A 14244-nucleotide genomic window follows, 5' to 3' on the forward strand; every position below is an offset into this window, starting at 1 on the left:
TACAAGGCGGACCGAGTCACTGTGATGGATCCGCTGACACCATCCCCTTCCACCGATCCACGGCTGCTGGCCTGTCTGGCACTGGTGGTGCGCGAGCGGGCCTCTGACCTGTTTTTGCTGGCGGGTGCGGCGCCCACGATCAAGCGTCAGGGTGCCTTTGTTCCCATCACACAGCAAGTCCTGGCAGCCGACGATGTGCGCAAGATGGCCTATTCCATCTTGCGCGAGGCTCAGCGCAAGGAGTTTGAGGCCACGATGGAGTGCGACCTCTCGCTGCAGACCGCCGAGGGCGAGCGCTTTCGCGTGAACGTGCACATGCAGCGGGGCCAGGTCGGCATGGTGGTTCGCCACGTGATTGCCAGGATCCCAACGCTGGAAGAGCTGGGGTTGCCACCCGTGCTCCAGCGGCTGGCTTTCCTCAAAGGGGGGTTGGTGTTGACGGTGGGGTCGGCGGGCTCGGGCAAGACCACCACCCTGGCTGCATTGCTGGACCATCGCAATACGCACACTGGCGGGCATATCCTCACGGTGGAAGACCCCATCGAATACCTGCACAGTCACAAAAAATCCCTGGTGACCCAACGCGAGGTGGGGCTTGACACGCTGTCGTACGACGAGGCGCTGCGCCGTGCGATGCGTGAGGCGCCCAACGTGATCATGATCGGCGAGATCCGCGACCGGGCCACCATGCAGCATGCGCTGCACTATGCGGAATCTGGGCACCTCTGCGTGTCCACACTGCACGCCAACAATGCCAACCAGGCGGTGCAGCGCATCCTGAACTTCTTCCCTGAGGACGCGCACCGCCAGCTGCTCATGGACTTGTCCCTCAACCTGCGGGCGGTGGTGGCGCAGCGCCTGGTGCCGGGCCTCGTGGGCCACCTGGTGCCAGCCACCGAGATCATGCTGCTCACGCCCTATGTGGCCGAGCTGATCCAGAAAGGGCAGATCGACGAACTCAAGACTGCCATCACCCGCAGTGGCGAGCAGGGCATGTGGAGTTTTGACCAGTCACTGCTGGGCATGGTGGAAGCTGGCGCCATATCGCCCGACGAAGCCATTGCCAACGCCGACAACCGTACCGATGTTCGCCTGCGGCTGCGGCTGGCAGCCGGTGCATCACTGGGTGGTGAGGGCATGCAGATGACGCCAGAGGAGCCACCGCCGAGCGACCCACCGCCCACGGCGCATCGCTGACCCCACGGCGGCAGCGCGTGTCGTCTGACCGCCTTGGTCGGCAGATCCGTGTGTTCTCACCCTGCTGCCGTCTTCACCACGGCATACCGCTCCAGCGTTCGTTGCCGTGCCGCGTCGTGCTCTACCACAGGCAAAGGGTAGGTGTCTCCCAGGCGCACGCCAGCTTCCTGCAGCTCCAGCGGGCGCGCCAGCCACGGGGCGTGCAATGCCTTGGTGGGGAGCGCTGCGAGCTGGGGCAGGTAACGGCGGATGAACTTGCCCTCCGGGTCGAACTTCTCGCTCTGGCTCACCGGGTTGAAGATGCGGAAGTAGGGCTGGGCATCACACCCGCTGGAGCTGGCCCATTGCCAGCCACCATTGTTGGCGGCCAGATCGAAGTCATTGAGGTGCGTGGCAAAGTAGGCCTCGCCCCGGCGCCAGTCGATGCCCAGGTCTTTCACCAGAAAGCTCGCCACCACCATGCGCAGGCGGTTGTGCATGTAGCCGGTCTGGTTGATCTGCGCCATGGCGGCATCCACCAGCGGGTAGCCGGTGCGGCCATCGCACCAGGCGGCAAACAGGGCATCGGCCTCGGGGCCGGTCTCCCAGGCGATGGCGTCGTAGGCCGGCTTGAAGCTCTGGTCCACCACATGCGGGTGGTGGTGCAGGATCTGAAAGTAAAAGTCTCTCCAGATCAGCTCGCTGAGCCAGGTCGTCGCGCCCGGGTTGCCCTCCAGCATCAGGCGGTGTGCCGTGCGCGCCAGCAAGCGCGGCGAGATGGTGCCAAAACGCAGGTGCACGCTGAGGTAGCTGGGCCCTTTTACCGCCGGAAAGTTGCGCGTGTCCTCATACCGCTCGATGCGGTCGAGAAAATCTTCGAATAACTGCTGTGCGCCCCGCGCTCCGGTGGGCAGGCGCAGCTGGGACAGCGCTGTGGGCTCAAACCCGAGGTCCTGCAAGGTGGGCACGGGCTGGCAATGACCTTCCGGGCGCGCCGCCAGATGGTGGGCATGGCGCTCCACCGGATAGCTCTTGAGCTGGAACGCATCGATCTTCTTGAGCCATGCATTCTTGTACGGTGTGAACACGCTGTAAGGATTGCCGGTCTGCGTCAGTACCTCGCTGCGCTCCAGCAGGGTATGGTCCTTGAATGTGTGGAAGGCTTTGCCTGCTGCGGCCAGCCGGGTCCGCACCAGCCGGTCGCGGTCCAGCGCCTGGGGTTCATCATCATGGTTGGCAAAGACCGCCTGCACGTCCAGGGCGTTGGCCAGCGCCGGAATGGCATCGCTGGCCACCGCATGCCATACGATGAGGCCACCCTGTTCCTGCTGCGAAAGTGCGCGCAACGTGTCGTCCAGCTCCACCAGCGACTCCCGGATGAACTCCACCCGCCGGTCGGCGCGGGGCAGGGCATCGAGAATGTCCTTGTCAAAGACAAAGGCGCAGAACACCTGCTCGCAGCGCGTCAGCGCGTGGTACAGGGCGGCGTGGTCATGGGCACGCAGGTCGCGGCGGAACCAGACCAGGCCACGGGGGTAAGTGGGCTCGGGGGAGGGGGGCATGTTCACCGTTAAAATTGCGGGATGTCTTTCGATTCTGCGCCCATCAACCTGACGCATCACTTCCTGATCGCGATGCCCGGCCTGGAAGATGAGTCTTTTGCGCGCAGCGTCGTCTACCTGTGCGAGCACAGCGAACGCGGTGCGCTCGGCCTCATCATCAACAAGCCCACCGACATCACGCTCAAGGGCCTGTTCGACAAGGTCGACCTGTCCTTGCGGCGTGAGGATCTCAGCAAGGAGCCCGTGTTCCAGGGCGGCCCGGTGCAGACCGAGCGCGGCTTCGTGCTGCACGAGCCCATGCTCATGGACCGTGCGGAAACCGACGAATCGGCCTACGCCTCCACCATGACCATCCCCGGCGGGCTGGAGATGACCACCTCCAAGGACGTGCTGGAAGCGCTGTCCACAGGGGCGGGCCCCCGCCGCGTGCTCATCACGCTGGGCTACTCGTCCTGGGGTGAGGGCCAGCTCGAATCGGAGCTGGCCGAGAACGCCTGGCTCACGGTGGCCGCCGATCTGTCGGTGATCTTCGACACGCCCGTGCCCGAGCGGTACGACCGGGCCCTGTCGCTTCTGGGCCTGCAGGCCTGGATGCTGTCGCCCGAGGCGGGGCACGCATGACTGGCGCGCCCGCTCAGTCCATCCAGCCGCCAGCCGTTCCTGCGCATTTCCAGACCTTTCTTGCTTTTGACTTTGGGCTCAAGCGCACGGGCGTGGCCTCGGGCAACCGCATGCTGCGCAGCGCCACGCCGCAACGCACCATCCAGGCCGAGGGCGACGCCCGTTTTGCCCAGGTGGCAGAGCGCATAAAAGAGTGGCAGCCCGACGCCCTCGTGATCGGCGTGCCCTACCACCCCGACGGGGCAAGCCACGAGAACACCGCACGCGCTCTCAAGTTCGGCCGCCAGCTGCGCGGCCGATTCGGCTTACAAGTGTTCGAGGTGGACGAGCGCTACAGCACCACCGAAGCCATTGCGGGTGGTGCCAAGGATGCGGACGCAGCGTCCGCCTGCATCATCCTGGAACAGTTTTTGAGGAATCTCCCATGACCACCCCATCCCCCGGAATGTCCGGCAGCCTGGTGCTAGACGCCGAAGCGCTGTACAGCGAGCTGCTGCGCGGCGTGCGCAGCATGTTGACCCCCACCACACGCCTGGCGGGTATTGCGTCGGGTGGCGCCTGGCTGGCCGAGCGCCTGCAAAAGGACCTGGGCCTTGAAGGGCCCGCCGGTGTGCTCTCGTCGGTGATGCACCGTGACGACTTCGCCCAGCGGGGCCTGTCGGCCAGCGCACAGACTGTGCTGCCGTTCGACGTCAACGGTTCTGACGTCCTGGTGCTCGACGACGTGCTCTACACCGGCCGCACCATCCGTGCCGTGCTCAACGAGCTGTTCGACTACGGCCGCCCCGCCAGCGTGCGCCTGGCCGTGCTGGTGGACCGTGGCGGGCGCGAGCTGCCGGTGCAGGCCGACTTTGCGGCTGCGCGTGTGGCCTTGCCTGCCGCCCAGTCGCTGGCCCTGGCGCGTGACGACAGCGGCACCTTCCAATTCCAAGTCAAAGAGGCCTGACCGTGCTGCACAAGCGCAACCCCCAACTCAACGGCAACGGCGAACTCATCCACCTGCTGTCCATCGAGGGCCTGCCACGTGACATCGTCACGCACATCCTCGACACGGCCGCCAACTTCGTCAGCGTCAACGACCGCGAAGTCAAGAAGGTGCCCCTCTTGCGCGGCAAGAGCGTGTTCAACCTGTTCTTCGAGAACAGCACGCGTACGCGCACCACGTTCGAGATCGCGGCCAAGCGCCTGTCGGCCGACGTGCTCAACCTCGACATCGCGCGCAGCTCGGCCAGCAAAGGCGAATCGCTGCTCGACACCATTGCCAACCTGTCCGCCATGGCGGCTGATCTGTTCGTAGTGCGGCACAGCGAATCGGGCGCACCGTACCTCATCGCCCAGCATGTGGCGCCCCATGTGCACGTGATCAATGCGGGCGATGGCCGGCATGCCCACCCCACGCAGGGGCTGCTGGACATGTACACCATCCGCCACTACAAGAAGGATTTCAGCAACCTCACGGTGGCCATCGTGGGCGACGTGCTGCACTCGCGCGTGGCGCGCTCCGACATCCGCGGCCTCACCACGCTGGGCTGCGCCGAAGTGCGCGTGGTGGGCCCGCGCACCCTGGTGCCGTCGGACATGGCGCAGATGGGCGTGCGCGTGTGCCACACGCTCGAAGAAGGCATCAAGGACGCCGACGTGGTCATCATGTTGCGCCTGCAGAACGAGCGCATGAGCGGTGCGCTACTGCCGTCGAGCCAGGAGTATTTCAAGAGCTTCGGCCTCACGCAGGAGAAGCTGCAACTGGCCAAGCCCGACGCTATCGTGATGCACCCCGGCCCCATCAATCGGGGGGTTGAGATCGACTCCGCCGTGGTTGATGGCAAGCAGAGCGTGATCCTGCCGCAGGTGACGTTCGGCATCGCGGTGCGCATGGCCGTGATGTCCATCGTCGCCGGGAACGAGGCGTGAAACGCACAATGATTGCTCCTGTTTTCATAGCTGCTGGCGCATATATCACTAGCGCTATCGGCCTATTTGGCTTGAAATCATGAAGATACTGATCCAGAACGGCCGTGTGATCGACCCCGCCTCGGGCCTCGACCAGACCTGTGACATCGCGCTGGCGGCAGGCCGCATCGTGAGCGTCAACCGGGTGCCGCCCGACTTTGCTCCCAACCGCACCATCGACGCTGCAGGCTGCATCGTGTTGCCCGGCCTGGTGGACCTGGCGGCGCGCCTGCGCGAGCCCGGTCACGAACACGAAGGCATGCTCGAATCCGAGATGGCCGCCGCCGTGGCCGGTGGCGTGACCAGCCTGGTCTGCCCGCCTGACACCGACCCCGTGCTCGACGAGCCAGGTCTGGTCGAGATGCTCAAGTTCCGCGCCGAGAAGCTGCACCAGTCGCGCCTGTTCCCTCTGGGGGCCCTCACGCGCAACCTGGCCGGCGAGGTGCTGACCGAGATGGCCGAGCTGACCGAATCCGGCTGCGTGGGCTTTGGCCAGGCCGAGGTGCCGCTGGCTAGCACCCAGGTGCTGCAGCGCGCGCTGCAGTACGCCGCCACCTTCGGCTACACCGTGTGGCTGCGCCCGCAAGAGATGCACCTGGGCAAGGGCGTGGCTGCCAGCGGCCCGCTGGCCACGCGCCTGGGCCTGTCGGGCGTGCCTGTGGCGGCCGAGACCATTGCACTGCACACCATTTTTGAACTGCTCAAGACCACCGGTGCCCGTGTGCACCTGTGCCGCATCAGCAGTGCGGCGGGGGTGGAGCTGATCCGCCGCGCCAAGGCCGAGGGTCTGAAGGTGACGGCCGATGTCAGCATCAATTCGCTGCACCTCACCGACGTGGATATCGGCTTCTTCGACAGCCGCGCCCGCCTGTCGCCCCCCCTGCGCCAGCAGCGCGACCGCGATGCGCTGAACGCCGCGCTGGCTGATGGCACTATCGACGCGCTGGTTTCCGACCACACCCCGGTCGATGAGGACGCCAAGACCCTTCCATTTGCGGAGGCCGAGCCCGGCGCCACGGGGCTGGAGCTGCTGTTGTCGCTCGCACTCAAGTGGTCGCAGGGCAGTGGCGTGCCACTGCAGCGCGCGCTGGCCGTGGTCACGTGCGAGCCCGCCCGGGTGTTGGGCAACGCACTGGGTACGCTGCAGGCCAGCGTGGGCCAGATCGTGGAAGGTGGCGTGGGCGACCTGTGCATCTTTGACCCGCAGGCTGCGTGGACGGTGCAGGACGATGCACTGCGTAGCCAGGGCAAACACACACCGTTCTCGGGCTACGAGCTTCCCGGTCGTGTGCGTATGACCCTCGTCGGCGGGCAGGTCGCTTTTGACCGTGGCTGAGGCCGTGCGGCGCGACGAGGCCCGGCGGTGAAATCCTTGCTTGCCAGCTGGCGCCTTTTGCGGCTGCTGGGCCACATTGTTAAAGGTCTGTGGATCGTGGCGCTGCGGTTTCCCGCGCTATCGCCCGACCAGCAACACGCCCGCGTGCAGGTGTGGTCGCTGGAGTTGCTGGCCCACGCGGGCATCAGCCTGCGCATCCTGGGGCAGCCCCCAGTGACCGGGCCGGTGATGCTGGTGGCCAACCACATCTCGTGGCTCGACATCCCCGTGATGCATGCAGCGCGGCATTGCCGTTTTGTCTCCAAGTCCGACGTGCAGGGCTGGCCGCTGATTGGCACGCTGGCCACTGCCGCAGGCACGCTTTACATCGAGCGCAGCTCGCGCCGCGATGCGCTGCGCATGGTGCGGTCCATGCAGGAGGCGCTGGAGCGCCACGAGGTGCTGGCGGTCTTTCCTGAGGGCACGACGGGCGATGGCCGTGAGATGCTGCCCTTCCATGCCAACCTGCTGCAGGCGGCCGTGGCCGCAAAGGCGCCCGTGCAGCCCGTGGGCCTGCGTTTTGCCGACAAGGCTTCAGGTGCGACCAGCTTTGCGCCCAGCTACATCGGCGACGAAACCCTGGTGGGCTCGATCTGGCGCACGCTGTGTGCCCCGCCCATCGAGGCAGTGGTGCACTACGGCCCGCCCGAACTGGCAGGCGAGCGCGACCGCCGCGCCTGGACACAGCACCTGCACGACACGGTCGATCAACTCCGAAAAGCCTGAGCCCTCAGCCCTGGTGCCTAGGTTCGTCTTTGCGCAGCGAAAGCGTGCATATTGCACGCTTTGGGCCGCCCTGGCAGCGGCCGTGGTGGTCCGCCTTGCGCAATCTCCCGTATCGTCCGCGCTTTCCATTCGCCTGCTGACCACGGCAGGCCTTTGCACATTGCCGGGAGGGCACCATGATCCTGATTGAGCGCGCCAAGAGCATTCTTCTCCAACCCAAAGAGACCTGGGCCACCATCGACACGGAGGCCACCGACACCGCCACCCTGTTCACCCGCTACGCCATGATCCTGGCCGCCATTCCGGCGGTCTGCGGTTTCATCGGCATGTCGCTGATCGGCTTTGGCGGCTTTGGGGTCACCATCCGCGTGCCTTTTGTCTCCGGGCTGGTGAATATGGTCGTGTCATACGGGTTGAGCCTGGTGGGCTTGCTGGTGCTCGGGCTCATCATCGATGCGCTGGCGCCCACCTTCGGCGGGCAAAAGAATGCCATCCAGGCACAGAAGGTGGCGGTGTACGCCAGCACGGCCGCCCTGCTGGGCGGTGTGTTCAGCCTGCTGCCGTCGCTGGCCATGCTGGGCCTGCTGGCGGCGCTGTACTCCATCTACCTGCTCTACACCGGCCTGCCTGTGCTCATGCGCAGTGCGCCCGAAAAGTCGGTGGGCTACACGGTGGTGGTCATCGTTGCTGCCATCGTGATGGGTGTGGTCATCGGTGCCGTCAGTGCGCTGTTTATGCCGCGCAGCAGTGCGCTGTTTGGCGGTGCTGATGCCCCTGCTATCACCATGAACACGCCCGGTGGCAAGGTGTCCATCGACACCGCCGGCTTGGAGGCTGCAGGCAAGAAGATGGAAGAAGCCGCCCGCAAGATGGAAGAGGCCCAGAAGAGCCAGGACCCGGCTGCCATCGCCGCTGCCACGGGCGATGCCGCCAAGGCCGCTGCCGGCGTGCTCGGTGGGGGCCAGGCGATTGCCGCCCAGTCGCTCAAGGCGGCCCTGCCCGAGAAGCTGGCGGGCCTGCCCCGCACGGGTTTTGACGTGCAGGACGGTGCCGCCCTGGGCCTGCCCACCAGCCAGGCCAGCGCGCAATATGGCAACGACGACAAGCAACTGCGCCTGGAGATCGTGGACATTGGCGGCCTGGGCCAGATGGCGGCGATGGCCATGGGCATGGCCCAGGGCGAAAAAGAAGACCAGACCAGCGCCGAGAAGACCTGGCAGGAAGGTGGCCGCACCCTGCACCAGCGCTACGACAAGGACGGCAGCCATGCCGAGTTCAAGACCATCCTGAAGAACGGCCTGGTGGTCAGCATCGAGGGCGACAAGATCGGCGTGAAAGAGCTGCGTGGCCTGATGTCACAGGTGGACCTGAACGGGCTGGAAGGCCTACAGCGCAAGGGCAAGTCATGAGCTGAAGGTTTGAGTGCTATTGAATTTGTAGCGTAAAAGGCTTGTTCGACTAGCGCATTCGGCCGATTTTTATTCAATCACCGTCTCAGCCACGCGGAAACGTCACCACGTGATCCACCTGCGCGCGGATGCCGATCCACTCGCCCAGCGCGTGGTCGTGGTGGCTGGGCACATGGGCCAGCACCGTGTGGCCGCTGGCCAGGCGCAGGGTGTACAGGAACTCCGACCCCCGGAACGACTTGCGTACGATTTGCGCCTGCACCGGCGCATGGTCGTCGTGCACGATGTCGTCGGCGCGCAGCAACACGTCACATTCGCCTGCGGGGTAGCTGCTGGGCAGGGGGCATTCCTCCAGGTCGGTCAGGTCGCCCAGTGGCGTCTGCGCCACCACGTTGTTGCCTTGCTGGACGAGGGTCGCGGGGGCGAATACGCCATGACCGATGAAGTCGGCCACAAACCGCGTGGCGGGGCGGTGGTACAGGGTGTACGCATCGTCCCACTGGTGCAGGTGGCCCTCGTTCATCACGCCGATCACATCGCCAATCGCAAACGCCTCGAACTGGTCGTGCGTCACAAACAGGGCCGTGGCGCCTGCGGCCTTGAGGATGCCGCGCACCTCGTGCGCCAGGCGCTCGCGCAGGTCCACGTCGAGGTTGGAAAACGGCTCATCCAGCAGCATGAGCTGCGGGCGCGGCGCCAGCGCACGCGCCAGGGCCACCCGCTGCTGCTGGCCACCGGAGAGCTCGTGCGGGTAGCGGTGCTCGCTGCCCTCCAGCCCCACCAGTTGCAGCACCTCGGCCACGCGCGCGGCCTGCTCGGCCCGGGGTAGCTGGTGGATGCCAAAGGCCACGTTGCGGCCCACCGAGAGGTGCGGGAACAGCGCATAGTCCTGGAACACCATGCCGATGCGGCGCAGCTCAGGCGGCACGCTCAGATGGGCGCTGCTGACCACGCTTTTGGTGAGGCGGATCTCGCCGGCCGTCACGGGCTCCAGCCCGGCCACGGCGCGCAGCAGGGTGGTCTTGCCGCAGCCAGACGGCCCGATCAGCACCCCGATGTCGCCCGCTTTCAGGCTGAGTGTGACGCCTTGCACGGCTGCCTGCGCACGGCCTGCGTAGCGCACTTCGAGTTGGGAGACCTCAAGAAACATCCGCACATTTTAGGCGGGGTGGAGTGAATGCTTAAAATTCGCATTTGCATTCCTGGGCATTTCTGTGCCCATGCCTTTCGGCAGGTGTGCGCTTTCTTCATTCTGCCGAGCCCTTGCCTTGCGCCGCACGCCGTCTTCTGTCCTTCGCAGCATCCCGCTGATCCTGTTTGCAGGCTTTCTGGCATTGCCGGTGCTGGCCGTGCTGGCGTCGTGGTTCCCCTGGGGGGGCGCAGGCCAGGGCGATGCGCAGGCGGGCGCGATCCTGCGCGAGATGGCGGCCACCGTGTTGCTTGGTTATGTGTGGACCACGCTGTGGCTGAGCCTGCTGGTGGCGCTGGGGGCCGCAGTGGTGGGCACATTGGCTGCCGCCGCCGTGACGTTGTTCGACTTTCCGGGCCGACGCACCTTTGAATGGCTGCTGCTGCTGCCGCTGGCCATGCCAGCCTACGTCACAGCCTATGCGTACACCGACTTTCTGCAGTTCAGCGGACCGTTGCAGGTGGGCCTGCGCAACACCTTTGGCCTGGAAGGCCGCCTGCTGCCCGAGGTGCGCAGCCTGGGCGGTGCCGTGTGGGTGTTCATCTTCTCCCTGTACCCCTATGTGTACCTGCTGGCGCGCACGGCGCTGGGCGAGCGTGCCGCTCACCTCATGGAAGCCGCGCGCCTGCTGGGTGCTCCGCTTTCGCGCCGCATTCGCGCCGTGGCCCTGCCGCTGGCGCGCCCTGCCGTGGCTGCGGGCGTAGCGCTGGTGCTCATGGAAACCCTGGCCGATTTCGGCGTTGCCAGCTACTTCGGGATCCAGACCTTCACCACGGGCATCTACAAGGCCTGGCTGTCGATGGACAACCGCTTGGCTGCCGCGCAGCTGGCCACCATGCTGCTGGTGGTGGTGATGGCATTGCTTCACCTGGAGCACCGCGCGCAAAAACGCATGCGGTTTGCGACCGGTGGCGGACACGCGGGCTCGGCCGAGGCGCAGCCGCTGGCGCTCCGGGGTGCGCGCCGCTGGGCAGCCTGGGCGGTCTGCACGGTGCCGGTGGTCATGGGTTTTGTGGCGCCGGTGGTCTTCATGCTGCGGCCACTGGCGGCCGACTGGTCGGTGCTGCCGTGGGAGCGCTTCATGGAATGGGCCTGGCACAGCGTGCGCCTCGGGGGGATCACTGCGGCGCTGGCCGTGGTGATTGCACTGGCGCTGGCCTTTGCGGTGCGCTGCCAGCCCGATGCCATCACGCGTGGTGTGGTGCAACTGGCCAGCGTGGGCTACGCCGTGCCGGGCGCCGTCATCGTGGTGGGGTTGCTGCTGCCTGTGGGCTGGTTGCAGGCCGCGATGCCGCAGTGGGGCGTGGGCGCGCTGGTCACGGCCACGGCGTTTGGCATTGTGTGGGCTTACCTCGTGCGGTTCTGCGCGGTGGCGCTGCAGTCCATGCAAAGCGGCTACGCGCGGATTCCCCCCAGTCTGGATGACTCAGCCCGCATGCTGGGCACCGGCAGCGCAGGCCTGCTGGCGCGCGTGCACTGGCCGCTGCTCAAGCGTTCTACCGCTGCTGCTGCGCTGCTGGTGTTTGTGGATGTGATGAAGGAGCTGCCTGCCACCATGGTGCTGCGCCCCTTCAACAGCGACACCCTCGCCGTGGTGGCCTACCAGCTCGCGCGTGACGAGCGCCTGGGCGAGGCCGCCTTGCCGTCGCTGGCGCTGGTGGCAGTGGGGCTGGTGCCGGTGATCTTGCTCAGCCGTACGCTGCGCAGTCGCTGAAGCCTGCCACCGCCTCCCCGTTTTGGTAGCTGCGGGCAAGAAAAAGCCGCCCTCAGGCGGCTGTAGGGACTGAAACCAGGAGCTGTGCGGCTTACTCGCTCCAGTCGGCGTGTTTCTCGCACAGTTTGTTGGTCTCTTTGCCCTTGCGGGTTTCTGCGAACTTCACCAGATTGCCCTTGAAGTCGTCGGGCGTCTCGTTCCACATGCAGGTGCACCATGCTTGCGCCTTGGTTTGGCCCTTGATGGGGCTGGGTGCGTTTCCACCCTCATAGACAGTGGTTGAATAGGTCAGGCATTGTTTGTACTGAGCGTCCCCCGCAGGTGGGCGGTTGTAGTCATCAGCAGCGTGTACAGAGGCGCTGGCCGCGAAGAGGAAGACCAAGGCGGCAAGGGTTGAGCGGGATTTCATGGTGCAGGGTCCCTGTGTGAGGGATGGAGTGTGGGGAGCGTTAAGGTAGGCATTGCCGCCCCGTGAAGCAGGGCAACAAACCAGTGTAACCATTGGACACAATTTCGGAACGCCGCGCTGCGTTTTGTCTTAGTGGCACCCCGGGGCGATTTCAGTAGCGGCAAGGGCGTTTGAACGCGGTTGCACAGTGGGATGCTGGTGCTCAGCCACAGGTCTGTGTGTAACGGCTCTGCCCTTGTCGGCGCCGGCCCCGATGTTCCTGCTCGGTCCAACCTTGCGCTGCCGCCAACAGGTATTGGCCGTGGCGTTTTTGTTACTCCGTGACGGCAACAGTCGGGTTGCGTGGCAGGGTCAGCGTAAAGCGTGCGCCCTGGCCTTCGGTGGACGCCAGCGTCAGCGTGCCACCCATCAGAGCGGCCAACGCCCGCGACAGCGCCAGCCCCAGGCCGGTGCCGCCATGCTGGTAGCTCACCCGATCATTGCCCTGGCGGAACTTCTCAAAGATTGTTTCGTGCAAATGTGCCGGTATGCCGGGTCCGGTATCCACCACATGAAAGCGCACAGCGTCGCCAGCGGCGTCCACCTCGATGGCGACGGAGCCGGTTTCGGTGAACTTCATGGCGTTGGAGATCAGGTTGTTGAGCACCTGCTTGAGCCGCAACCCGTCGCACATCAGCGTGGCTGGCGCCTCAGGGGCGATGTGGACCCGCAGTTCCAGGTTCTTGTTGGCGGCCGTGACGGCGAAGAAGTCGGCTGTGGACTGCACGATCTCCGCCACGTTCTGCTCGGTCGGCGTGTGGGGCATTGCGCCTGCCTCCACCTTGGCCAGATCCAGGATCTCGGTGAGCAGGGCATTCAGGTGGTCGGCCGCCTTGCGGATCAGGCTGGCCTGTTCCTTGTAGCGGGGCTGGTCCAGTCGCAGCTCCATCAGTTCGGCAAATCCCCGAATGCTGGTGAGCGGGGTGCGCAGCTCGTGTGACACGGCCGCCAGAAACTCGCTCTTGGCCTGGCTGGCTGAATGGGCCTGGGCCTCGCTGATGCGCAACGCAGCGTTCGTGTTTTCGAGCTGGCGCAGGCTGCGCAGAAAGATGATGCCCGCGCCGATCAGGGCCACGCTGAACAGGCTGGTCGTGATCAGCGCCACATTGCGGCTGCTGCGCCATTCCTGCAGCGCGTCGGCGGTGCTGGTGGCCACAAAAATCAGCAGCGGGTAGTCCCCCACACGGCGGTAGGCATAGATACGCTCGACGCCATCGAGGCTGCTGGTGCGCACGTAGTGGCCTTCACGATCCAGGCGCTCGGCGTTGTCGCCCGGCGCACTGTTCAGGGTGGTGCCCATGCCCTGGTTCTGGCCTCCGACCACACGGGCGCGCACCGCACGGTCATCGCCCAGCAGGGTGACACTGCCGGTTCTGCCAAGCTCCACCCCTCGGTACACATCCTCGAAGTAGCCTGGATTGAGCGATGCCACCACCATTCCCAAGGTGTTGCCGCTGGCCGCAACGATCTTGCGCGACAGTTGTATGGTCCACTTGCCCGACACCTTGCCTAGTACGGGTTTGCCGACATACAGCCCTGAGCGGGTCATCTGCAGCTGCATCTCGCGCGAGCGTTCGGGCGTCAGATGGACCTGGATGTGCTCGCGTTCCGACAGATCGACATGCCCGGTTTGTTCACCCGTCTGATCGAGATTGCTGCCCATGAACCGGCCATCGGGGTTGACCCGCGACAGCTGGGTCAGAATCAGCGGTGCCAGCCCGGTCTCATTGGCAAAGCGCGTGAAGTCCGCAGTTTCAAAGTCCGATGCGATCACTGCGTCCTGCATGCGCAGGGTGGCCTGGTCCACCGCTGCCAGTACGCGGATGGTTTGTTCCTCCAGGGTGCGCGCCAGGTTGCTGTTCTGGCGGGTCTGGGAGTCCATGGCATTGCGCCAGGTCACGTTCAGGACAGCCAGTACCAGTGCCCAAGCAAGAAAGAGCACAACCGTCGTTCCCACCACCACAACCACCCTGGCCTGCAGGCCAGCGTGACCTCGGGAGGGGGCGTCCGGCGCAGGGCGGGCGTAAGGCAGGGGCGTGGGCATGGCAGCAGAATCTGTGATTGCGATGGCTGC

Annotated in this window: 13 protein-coding genes; 9 read left to right on the forward strand and 4 right to left on the reverse strand. The window is 65.5% G+C overall.

The window, feature by feature from the left end; all coding sequences use genetic code 11:
* The first annotated feature begins 24 nt into the window (after positions 1 to 24).
* Positions 25 to 1197 carry a PilT/PilU family type 4a pilus ATPase gene (locus AC1Q64_RS20325; RefSeq protein ID WP_291436992.1) on the forward strand — a complete coding sequence of 391 codons (1173 nt, stop codon included), beginning with the start codon at positions 25 to 27 and terminating at the stop codon, positions 1195 to 1197.
* A 56-nt stretch (positions 1198 to 1253) separates the two neighbouring features.
* Here the strand turns inward: AC1Q64_RS20325 and AC1Q64_RS20330 are convergent, their stop codons facing one another.
* Positions 1254 to 2738 carry a cryptochrome/photolyase family protein gene (locus tag AC1Q64_RS20330; RefSeq protein ID WP_492252581.1) on the reverse strand — a complete coding sequence of 495 codons (1485 nt, stop codon included), beginning with the start codon at positions 2736 to 2738 and terminating at the stop codon, positions 1254 to 1256.
* Between the two features lie 21 nt (positions 2739 to 2759).
* Here AC1Q64_RS20330 and AC1Q64_RS20335 point away from each other — a divergent pair, with 21 nt between their 5' ends.
* From AC1Q64_RS20335 to AC1Q64_RS20365, 7 genes are all read left to right on the forward strand, one after another.
* A complete protein-coding gene (locus AC1Q64_RS20335; RefSeq protein ID WP_291436995.1) occupies positions 2760 to 3359 on the forward strand; it encodes a YqgE/AlgH family protein in 600 nt (199 codons plus the stop codon).
* Positions 3356 to 3787: a Holliday junction resolvase RuvX gene (gene ruvX, locus AC1Q64_RS20340; protein ID WP_409826999.1), complete on the forward strand. Its 432-nt coding sequence runs from the start codon at positions 3356 to 3358 to the stop codon at positions 3785 to 3787. The genes AC1Q64_RS20335 and ruvX overlap by 4 nt, the downstream gene beginning before the upstream one ends.
* Complete coding sequence (gene pyrR, locus AC1Q64_RS20345) at positions 3784 to 4305, forward strand: bifunctional pyr operon transcriptional regulator/uracil phosphoribosyltransferase PyrR (RefSeq protein ID WP_492252582.1); 522 nt, start codon at positions 3784 to 3786, stop codon at positions 4303 to 4305. The genes ruvX and pyrR overlap by 4 nt, the downstream gene beginning before the upstream one ends.
* 2 nt (positions 4306 to 4307) lie before the next feature.
* Positions 4308 to 5270 carry an aspartate carbamoyltransferase catalytic subunit gene (locus tag AC1Q64_RS20350; RefSeq protein WP_492252583.1) on the forward strand — a complete coding sequence of 321 codons (963 nt, stop codon included), beginning with the start codon at positions 4308 to 4310 and terminating at the stop codon, positions 5268 to 5270.
* A gap of 79 nt (positions 5271 to 5349) precedes the next feature.
* Entirely contained in the window at positions 5350 to 6645 is a 1296-nt protein-coding gene (locus AC1Q64_RS20355) for a dihydroorotase (RefSeq protein ID WP_492252584.1), read from the forward strand.
* Positions 6646 to 6672: 27 nt separating this feature from the next.
* Entirely contained in the window at positions 6673 to 7410 is a 738-nt protein-coding gene (locus AC1Q64_RS20360; RefSeq protein ID WP_291437004.1) for a lysophospholipid acyltransferase family protein, read from the forward strand.
* Between the two features lie 176 nt (positions 7411 to 7586).
* Positions 7587 to 8819: a Yip1 family protein gene (locus AC1Q64_RS20365; protein ID WP_492252585.1), complete on the forward strand. Its 1233-nt coding sequence runs from the start codon at positions 7587 to 7589 to the stop codon at positions 8817 to 8819.
* A gap of 85 nt (positions 8820 to 8904) precedes the next feature.
* On the opposite strand, the gene AC1Q64_RS20370 is transcribed toward AC1Q64_RS20365, so the two are convergent.
* Positions 8905 to 9969, reverse strand: a complete 1065-nt coding sequence (locus AC1Q64_RS20370) for an ABC transporter ATP-binding protein (RefSeq protein ID WP_492252586.1) — start codon at positions 9967 to 9969, stop codon at positions 8905 to 8907.
* Positions 9970 to 10087: 118 nt separating this feature from the next.
* Here AC1Q64_RS20370 and AC1Q64_RS20375 point away from each other — a divergent pair, with 118 nt between their 5' ends.
* On the forward strand, positions 10088 to 11722 hold the full coding sequence (locus AC1Q64_RS20375) for an ABC transporter permease (protein ID WP_492252587.1): 1635 nt from the start codon (positions 10088 to 10090) through the stop codon (positions 11720 to 11722).
* Between the two features lie 91 nt (positions 11723 to 11813).
* Here AC1Q64_RS20375 and AC1Q64_RS20380 read toward each other — a convergent pair whose 3' ends face one another.
* Both AC1Q64_RS20380 and AC1Q64_RS20385 read right to left on the reverse strand, forming a co-directional pair.
* A complete protein-coding gene (locus AC1Q64_RS20380) occupies positions 11814 to 12131 on the reverse strand; it encodes a hypothetical protein (RefSeq protein ID WP_291437012.1) in 318 nt (105 codons plus the stop codon).
* Between the two features lie 313 nt (positions 12132 to 12444).
* Positions 12445 to 14214, reverse strand: a complete 1770-nt coding sequence (locus AC1Q64_RS20385) for a sensor histidine kinase (protein ID WP_492252588.1) — start codon at positions 14212 to 14214, stop codon at positions 12445 to 12447.
* Positions 14215 to 14244 lie beyond the last annotated feature (30 nt).

Source organism: Acidovorax sp. GW835-FHT14G06 (genome assembly GCF_058793595.1).